General features: G+C 67.9%; 6 protein-coding genes. 3 read left to right on the top strand and 3 right to left on the bottom strand.

The features are described 5' to 3' along the window. The first annotated feature begins 103 nt into the window (after nt 1-103). The 3 genes from QRO95_RS24720 to QRO95_RS24710 all read left to right on the top strand — a co-directional run bounded on the left by QRO95_RS24720 (nt 104) and on the right by QRO95_RS24710 (nt 3,587). On the top strand, nt 104-2,134 hold the full coding sequence (locus tag QRO95_RS24720; protein WP_032130479.1) for an NADPH-dependent 2,4-dienoyl-CoA reductase: 2,031 nt from the start codon (nt 104-106) through the stop codon (nt 2,132-2,134). Between the two features lie 298 nt (nt 2,135-2,432). Next, a complete protein-coding gene (locus tag QRO95_RS24715; RefSeq protein ID WP_004154513.1) occupies nt 2,433-2,891 on the top strand; it encodes a cell wall hydrolase in 459 nt (152 codons plus the stop codon). An 84-nt stretch (nt 2,892-2,975) separates the two neighbouring features. Further along, nucleotides 2,976-3,587: a glutathione S-transferase N-terminal domain-containing protein gene (locus QRO95_RS24710; protein ID WP_032130478.1), complete on the top strand. Its 612-nt coding sequence runs from the start codon at nt 2,976-2,978 to the stop codon at nt 3,585-3,587. 67 nt (nt 3,588-3,654) lie between these two features. Here the strand turns inward: QRO95_RS24710 and QRO95_RS24705 are convergent, their stop codons facing one another. From QRO95_RS24705 to prpE, 3 genes are all read right to left on the bottom strand, one after another. Next, entirely contained in the window at nt 3,655-4,710 is a 1,056-nt protein-coding gene (locus QRO95_RS24705) for a suppressor of fused domain protein (RefSeq protein WP_285303681.1), read from the bottom strand. Between the two features lie 46 nt (nt 4,711-4,756). Further along, nucleotides 4,757-5,260, bottom strand: coding sequence for a hypothetical protein (locus tag QRO95_RS24700; RefSeq protein ID WP_049400975.1), 504 nt, complete (start codon nt 5,258-5,260; stop codon nt 4,757-4,759). A 218-nt stretch (nt 5,261-5,478) separates the two neighbouring features. Then, on the bottom strand, nt 5,479-7,359 hold the full coding sequence (gene prpE / locus QRO95_RS24695) for a propionate--CoA ligase (protein ID WP_049400974.1): 1,881 nt from the start codon (nt 7,357-7,359) through the stop codon (nt 5,479-5,481). Nucleotides 7,360-7,633 lie beyond the last annotated feature (274 nt).

Raw genomic sequence — 7,633 nt, 5'->3', positions numbered from 1 at the left:
CCGAGCGTACCCGGCCAGCGGCCGGCACTACCCAAAGGCCGGCCCTTGCCCCGGCCGCCGTTTCGCGGCACGCTTCGCGCTTCCGTACGCAAGCGTATCGACAATGTCGCCAGCCAACGAAAGCGCCTACCCCCATCTGTTCGCCCCGCTGGACCTGGGCTTCACCCAGCTGCGCAACCGCGTATTGATGGGCTCGATGCACACCGGCCTGGAGGATCGCGCCCGCGACTTCCCGCGGCTGGCGGCCTACTTCGCCGAACGCGCCGAGGGCGGTGTCGGCCTGATCGTCACCGGTGGCTTCGCGCCGAACGTGGTCGGCTGGCTGAAGCCGTTCGGCGGCAAGCTGTCCTGGCCCTGGGAAGTACGTCCGCATCGGCAGCTCACCGCCGCCGCGCACCAGCACGGCGCGAAGATCTGCCTGCAGCTGCTGCATGCCGGCCGCTATGCCTACCACCCTTTGTCGGTGGCGCCGTCGAAGCTGAAGGCACCGATCAACCCGTTCACCCCGCGTGCGTTGTCGGCCAGCGGCGTCGAGCGGCATATCGCCGACTACGCACGCAGCGCGAAGCTGGCCCGCGAGGCTGGCTACGACGGTGTGGAAGTGATGGGCTCGGAGGGCTACCTCATCAACGAGTTCATCGCCCCGCGCACCAACAAGCGCACCGACCGCTGGGGCGGCGATGCCAACCAGCGCATGCGCTTCGCGGTCGAGATCGTGCGCCGCATCCGCGAGGCCTGTGGCCCGGACTTCATCATCATCTACCGCCTGTCGCTGGTGGACCTGGTGGAGGACGGCAGCAACTGGGAGGAGATCGTGCAGCAGGCGCAGGCCATCGAGGCCGCCGGCGCGACGATCATCAATTCCGGCATCGGCTGGCACGAAGCCCGTATTCCGACCATTGCCACCTCGGTGCCGCGCGCTGCCTTCGCCGGGGTCACCGCCAAGCTCAAGCCGCATGTGAAGGTGCCGCTGGTGGCGACCAACCGCATCAACATGCCCGACGTGGCCGAGCGCATCCTGGCCGGCGGCGGCGCCGACATGGTGTCGCTGGCGCGGCCGCTGCTGGCCGACCCGCAATGGCCGAACAAGGCCCGTGCCGGCCGCGCCGAGGCAATCAACACCTGCATCGCCTGCAACCAGGCCTGCCTGGACCACGTGTTCGAGAACAAGCTGGCCAGCTGCCTGGTCAATCCGCGCGCCGCCCACGAGACCGAGCTGGTCTATCGCCCCACCGCCACGCCGAAGAAAGTTGCCGTGGTCGGTGCTGGCCCGGCAGGCCTGGCGTGTGCCACCGTCGCTGCCCAGCGCGGCCACCAGGTCACCCTGTTCGATGCCAACGAGGAGATCGGCGGCCAGTTCAACGTGGCCAAGCGCATCCCCGGCAAGGAAGAGTTCCACGAGACCCTGCGCTACTTCCGCCACACGCTGGCCGAAACCGGCGTGCAGCTGCGCCTCGGCACCCGCGCCGATGCCGCCACCCTGGCCGGCTTCGACGAGGTGGTGCTGGCCACCGGCATCACCCCGCGCAAGGTCGACTTCCCCGGCGCCGACCACGCCAAGGTGGTCAGCTACCTGGACGTGCTGCTGGGCCGGGTTGAAGTGGGCACCAATGCGGCGATCATCGGCGCCGGCGGCATCGGCTTCGATGTCGGCGAGTTCCTCAGCCACGCAGGTGAGTCACCCTCCCTCGACCCGCAACGCTGGATGGCCGAATGGGGCGTGGACAGCGCGTTCGAGGCCCGCGGCTCGCTGGGCCGGCCCGAGGTCGAGGCGTCACCGCGTCGGCTCTGGCTGCTGCAGCGCAGCCCGGGCAAGCCCGGCGCGCGACTGGGCAAGACCACTGGCTGGATTCACCGCGCCACACTGAAGGCCAAGGGCGTGCGCATGCTCGGTGGCGTCGAGTACCTGGGCGTGGACGACGAGGGCCTGCGCATCCGCGTGGAAGGCAGCGAACAGCTGCTGCCGGTCGACCATGTGGTGATCTGCGCCGGGCAGGAACCGAACCGTGCATTGCAGGCCGAACTGCAGGCCGCCGGCATCAACGCGCAGCTGATCGGGGGTGCCGATGTGGCCGCCGAACTGGATGCGAAGCGGGCCATCGACCAGGGCAGCCGGGTGGCCGCCGCGCTCTGATGAGCGCCTGAATGGGGGGCGGAATGTGATTTCCGTCACCCCTGCCGAACCTGAATGTCAAGCCGGGCGGTTCACGATGCGTTCGGCTATCCCCCCCTACCTTGCGCCATCTTTCCGCTCACCAGCCAGTTTCCGGTGAGCCGGCGCAGCCCCCTCGATCGGTACTGATCGTTTCTTTTGGGGCTGCCCACGGGGCGGCCCCGATGGCCGCCTCCCCATGACGCCAAGTCGTACCCCGCCTCCTGTCGCCCCCGCGGCCGGAACCGGAGCGTGCGGCCCATACGGAGCAAGGAGTTATATGAAACTGGCCTGGATTCTCTGGCTGTCGCAGTTGTTGCCTCAGCCGGCCGCTGATTCATTGTGTTTGAGCACCACCGTTTACCTGGAAGCCCGCGACCAGACCCTGCGTGGCCAGCAGGCCGTCGCCGAGGTCGCCCTGCGCCGCCTCGACAGTGGCCTGTGGGGCGACTCCATGTGCCAGGTGGTCACCGCGCGCAAGCAGTTCGCACCGACCATCGTCTCGCCCGGCACCCAGCTGGGCAATGATGCGGCCTGGAGCGAGGCGATGAACGTGGCCTTCGACGCCGAGCGCAACTGGGCGCTGCCGGCCGGCGAGCGCCGCGAGATCGTGCCCGGTGCCAGCCACTTCGCCGCGCTGTCCATCGCCAGCCCGAACTGGCGCAATGCCTACCAGGTGGCCACCATCGGCGATCACACCTTCTATAAGGTGCAGAACCTCAAGCCGCGGCAGTCGTAACGATCCGTGCTGGCGGCAGCGTTGCCGCCCGCTGGCAAGCTCTGGGATAGTGGGCGTTTCCCGCCCGCATCACCTGGAGTTCCCATGAAGCTGTACAGCAAGCCCGGTGCCTGTTCCACCGCCGACCACATCGCCCTGCAGTGGACCGGCCAGCCGTTCGAGGTTGAACTGCTGAACAAGGACACCCTGAAGGGCCCGGAATTCCTCAAGATCAATCCGGCCGGTGCCGTCCCCGCACTGGTCGACGGCGACTTCGTGCTGCTGCAGAACGCGGCGATCATGGGCTATATCGCCGACAGCTTCCCGCAGGCCGGCCTCGGCGGCGACGGCAGCCCGCGCCAGCGCGCCGAAGCCACCCGCTGGCTGGCCTTCGTCAATTCCGATGTGCATCCGGCCTTCTCGCCGCTGTTCGCGCCGGGCAAGTTCATTGCCGACGAGAGCCAGTTCGATGCGATCCGCGCCGCCGCGCACAAGCGCCTGCGCGCCCTGTTCGAGACCGCCGACAAGCAGCTGGCCGACAAGCCGTGGCTGGCCGGCTTCCGCAGCTTCGCCGACCCGTACTTCTACATCACGCTGCGCTGGGCTGCTGGCACCAAGGTCGACCTGTCCGGCCTGGACAACCTGGCCGCCTACAAGGCGCGCATGGATGCCGATGCCGGCGTGCAGGCCGCGCTGAAGGCCGAGGGCCTGGCCTGATCCAGACCATGGGTCGGAGCCGTCTGCGCAGCAGACGGCTCTGCCCCCATCGGTGCAATCGCCACACTCAGCCGATCTGGCGGATCACTTCGCCCTTGGCATCGCGCAGGTACGTCGGCACCACTTCGATGCGCAGCGCCGCCGCCACCGGGTAGATGCCGCGCTCGGCCCGCACGCCTGCCAGCGCCTGCAGTCCCGACTCGTCCAGTGCCCAGCGCGCGCTGTCGGCCGATACCTCGCCGGTTTCACCGAGCGCGGCCGGAATGAATTCCCACTGCCGCTCGCGGCTGACCAGTTCCAGCGATTTGCCGTGGCGCAGCCGTAGCGGCAGCAGCTCGCTCACGCTGGCCACCTGGCCCGCACCGAGCACCAGGGTGGTGACGCCCGCCTCCTGCCGCCAGTCCAGCGTCTCGATGAACAGCATGCCGGTGCTGGAGCCCTCGCGCTCGCTGCCGGTCTGCACCTGTGCAGCCAGTGCCGGATCCCCCAGCAGGTTGCCGCGATGCAGGTCGCTGATCCACAGCGGCATCGCCGGTTGCAGCGCCTGCAGCACGCCGCGCGTCGACCAGCGCTTGACCGCTTCCATCTCCTCATCGGTCAACCCGACCAGCTGCAGGAACTGCAGGTGGCCATTGGCGGTGTCGCGTGCGGGCAACTGCGGATCAGCGACGAAGGCCAGATGGCACAAGCGCGTGTTGGTCTCCAACGCGATCGGGCCGTTGGCGTTGAGGTGGTGGCCATCCTCGAACACGTTGCCACTGCCGAACACATAGCGCGCCAGGTTCTGCAGCAGGTTCATCGGCCACACCGGCGGCGTGCTGCCGGCGTTCTCACCGGCGTCGGCAGCGAGGCGGAAGGTCAGCTCGAAACCATAGCCACTGGCGGTGGCATCACTGCTCTCCTTGGCGTACAGCTCGGAGAAGCCGTAGGTGATGTAATGCCAATGCGGTACCGGCGCATCCGCCCAGTACACGCTGATGCCATCGAGCGGATCCTGGCCACCGAGCGTGTACGGAAGCGCGGTGCCGAAGTGACGCGGTTCCTGCCCGGCATACAGCGGCGCCAGCGCCGCATTGATCGCGTCCCAGCCGGGGGTATCGGTGTCGTCGTGGTCGTCCTGCACGCGGGACTCCTTGTGGGGAAGTGAACCGATCACTTTACGCGGTGGCTCAGGCCTGCACGACCTCGCCGCCACCATTGACCACGGCCGCCTGGGTCTCCTGCCACCAGCGCTGCGCCAATGCCGGACTGCGCGCCTTGCCCACCGCCGCCAGCAGTTCCGGGCACAGGCGTTCCAGTGCCAGCGCATCGGTGCAGCGTTCGATCTTCAACTGCATGAAATAGCCCTTCAGGCCCAGATGCCGACGCACGGCCTCACTCATCGCGTCGTACAGCTGCTGGTACAGCGCCGGGTCCTGTTCACGGCCGGTGCTGATGCTGCGCGTCGGTGCGGCTTCGACACTTCCGCCGATCACTTCAATCAGGCCCTGCGCGGCCAACTGCTCCAGTGCATCCGGCGGTGCCCGCAGGCCTTCGAACAGGCCGCGCAATTCAGTGTCATCGCGATGGCCGTCGACCATCAGCAGGATCGAACGCAGTGCCGCCGGCAGGCGCCGACCCCGGTCTTCGATTTCCTGACGGCCAGCAGCCGTCTTGGCGTGCAGCAAAGCCATTGCCTCCCCCCAATCCTCGATGCGCAATGCCAGCGCGCCCTGGCGGGCACGCTCCCCTGTGTGCCATCCCCGGACGGCGCGCGCCTTCCCCGGCGCGCACCGCGTGTTGCAGGTCGGTGACAGGCCGAGCTTAGCGCAAGTGCTGCGGGTAGTGCCGGCCGCTGGCCGGCAACCTCGGGATTGATGGGGGGTGCCGGACAGCGGCCGGCACTACCGGGTCAGCGTCCCAGCGCGCGGCGGATCTCCTCCAGCGCGCTGGGGTCGTCCAGCGTCGACAGGTCACCCGGGTCGCGCTGCTCGGCCAACGCCTGCAGCGAGCGCCGCAGCAGCTTGCCAGAGCGGGTCTTGGGCAAGGCATTGACCACGTGCACATGCGCAGGGCGTGCGACCGCGCCGAGCGAGGTGGTCACCGTGGCCATCATCTCGGCCACCACCGGCGCCGGATCCTCGCCATCCAGCCCCTGCTTGAGGGTGACGAACACCAGCGGCACCTGCCCCTTCAGTTCGTCCTTGACCCCGATCACCGCCGCCTCGGCCACGCGCGGATGGCTGGAGATGGCCTCCTCGATCTCGCGCGTGCCCAGGCGGTGCCCGGCCACGTTGATCACATCGTCGGTACGGCCGAGGATGAAGGTATAACCATCGTCGTCACGGATCGCCCAGTCCAGCGAGCTGTACAGCAGCTCCTTGAAGTGGCTGAAGTAGCTCTGCAGGAAACGGCTGTCGTCGTTCCACACCGTGCTCATGCAGCCCGGCGGCAGCGGCGGCGACACCACCAGCACGCCCTTCTGCCCCGGTGCCACTTCCTCGCCGGTGTTCTCGTCGATCACCTTCATCCGGTAGCCGAGATTGGGGAACCCGGGCGAGCCGAAACGCACCGGCTTCATCTCCAGGCCCGGCAGCAGGGTCAGTGCCGGCCAGCCGGTTTCGGTCTGCCAGTAGTTGTCGATGATCGGCTTGCCGAGCGCTTCGCTGATCCAGTGCGCGGTCGGTTCGTCCAGCGGCTCGCCGGCCAGGAACAGGTACTTCAGCGCGCCCAGGTCGTGGCGATGGATGAAGTCCGCGTCGTGCTTCTTCAGCACGCGGATGGCGGTGGGCGACGAGAACATCGTGCGCACGTTGTACTGCTCGCACAGCGCCCACCAGATGCCCGGATCCGGGTTGGTCGGCAGCCCTTCGTAGAGCAGCGAGGTGCAGCCGCCGATCAGCGGGCCGTACACGTTGTAGGAATGGCCGACCGCCCAGCCGACGTCGGAGGTGGAGAACATCACCTGGCCCGGCCTGCAGTCGAACACCGTTTCCATCGACTGTGCCATCGCCACCGCATAGCCCCCCACATCGCGCTGCACGCCCTTCGGCTTGCCGGTGGTGCCGGAGGTATACAGCAGATAGCTCGGCTCGCTCGCTTCCAGCCACTGCACCGGCACGTCGACTTCACCGATCTGCGCACGCAGCTCGGCGTAGTCCACATCGCGGCCCGGCACGCGTGGTTCGGCGGCATCCAGCCCACGCGACACGATCAGCACGTGCGGCGGTGGCGACGTGGCTTCGGCGCAGGCGGCGTCGACCATCGGCTTGTACGGAATCAACTTGCCACCGCGCATGCCGGCATCGGCGGCGATCAGCAGCTTGGGCTTGGCATCGTCGATGCGCAGCGCCAGGTTGTGCGCGGCGAAGCCACCGAACACGACCGAATGCACGGCGCCGATGCGCGCACAGGCGAGCATCGCGAATACCGCCTCGGCCATGTTCGGCATGTAGATCACCACGCGATCGCCGTGGCCGACGCCGAGGTGCTTGAGCACGGCGGCGAAGTCGTTCACTTCGCGATACAGCTGGCGATAGGTGATTTCGCGGGTGCTGTTGGTTTCGGTGGAAATGGCGACCAGTGCGAGCTGGTCGGCGCGCTCGGCCAGGTGGCGGTCGACGGCGTTGTAGCAGAGATTGGTTTCACCACCGACGAACCAGCGCCGGAACGGCGGGTTGCTGTAGTCGAGCACCTGCTGCGGCGGTTTGTGCCAATGGATGCGCTTGGCTTCCTCGCCCCAGAAGGCCTCCGGCTCGTCGATCGAGCGACGGTAGGTTTCCTCGTAGTTCATGACGCAGCCCTCCCAGACAAAGTCATGGGTTCGAGGATAGTCCGGCGCTGGCGCGCGGGCCGCCCTACCTTGGTAGGGGGTGGGGTTTTGTTCTGCAGGGCTTGCAGCCCTGCACCTGCAGAATCAACGTCAACGTCAACGTCAACGTCAAAAGCGGGGCCATTGAGGGATGGCGGGGTGGGTCCGGTTGCGGGGGGCGCCGTAAATCCGTCCATGGAGGCTCGGTCGCCGCGTCCATGCGGCTCACGCCCCCGCAACCGGACCCACCCCGCCT

This window comes from Stenotrophomonas maltophilia group sp. Smal13 (assembly GCF_030236855.1).
Lineage (GTDB): Bacteria > Pseudomonadota > Gammaproteobacteria > Xanthomonadales > Xanthomonadaceae > Stenotrophomonas > Stenotrophomonas maltophilia_A.
Note: the sequence above shows the minus strand (reverse complement) of the source record. Positions and strands in the feature narration are given on the sequence as shown.

What these genes read in the sequence shown, in the direction of transcription:
- QRO95_RS24720 (WP_032130479.1), top strand. Translation starts at nt 104, where the DNA reads ATGTCGCCAGCCAACGAAAGCGCCTACCCCCATCTGTTCGCCCCGCTG.
- QRO95_RS24715 (WP_004154513.1), top strand. Translation starts at nt 2,433, where the DNA reads ATGAAACTGGCCTGGATTCTCTGGCTGTCGCAGTTGTTGCCTCAGCCG.
- QRO95_RS24710 (WP_032130478.1), top strand. Translation starts at nt 2,976, where the DNA reads ATGAAGCTGTACAGCAAGCCCGGTGCCTGTTCCACCGCCGACCACATC.
- QRO95_RS24700 (WP_049400975.1), bottom strand. Translation starts at nt 5,260, where the DNA reads ATGGCTTTGCTGCACGCCAAGACGGCTGCTGGCCGTCAGGAAATCGAA.
- prpE (WP_049400974.1), bottom strand. Translation starts at nt 7,359, where the DNA reads ATGAACTACGAGGAAACCTACCGTCGCTCGATCGACGAGCCGGAGGCC.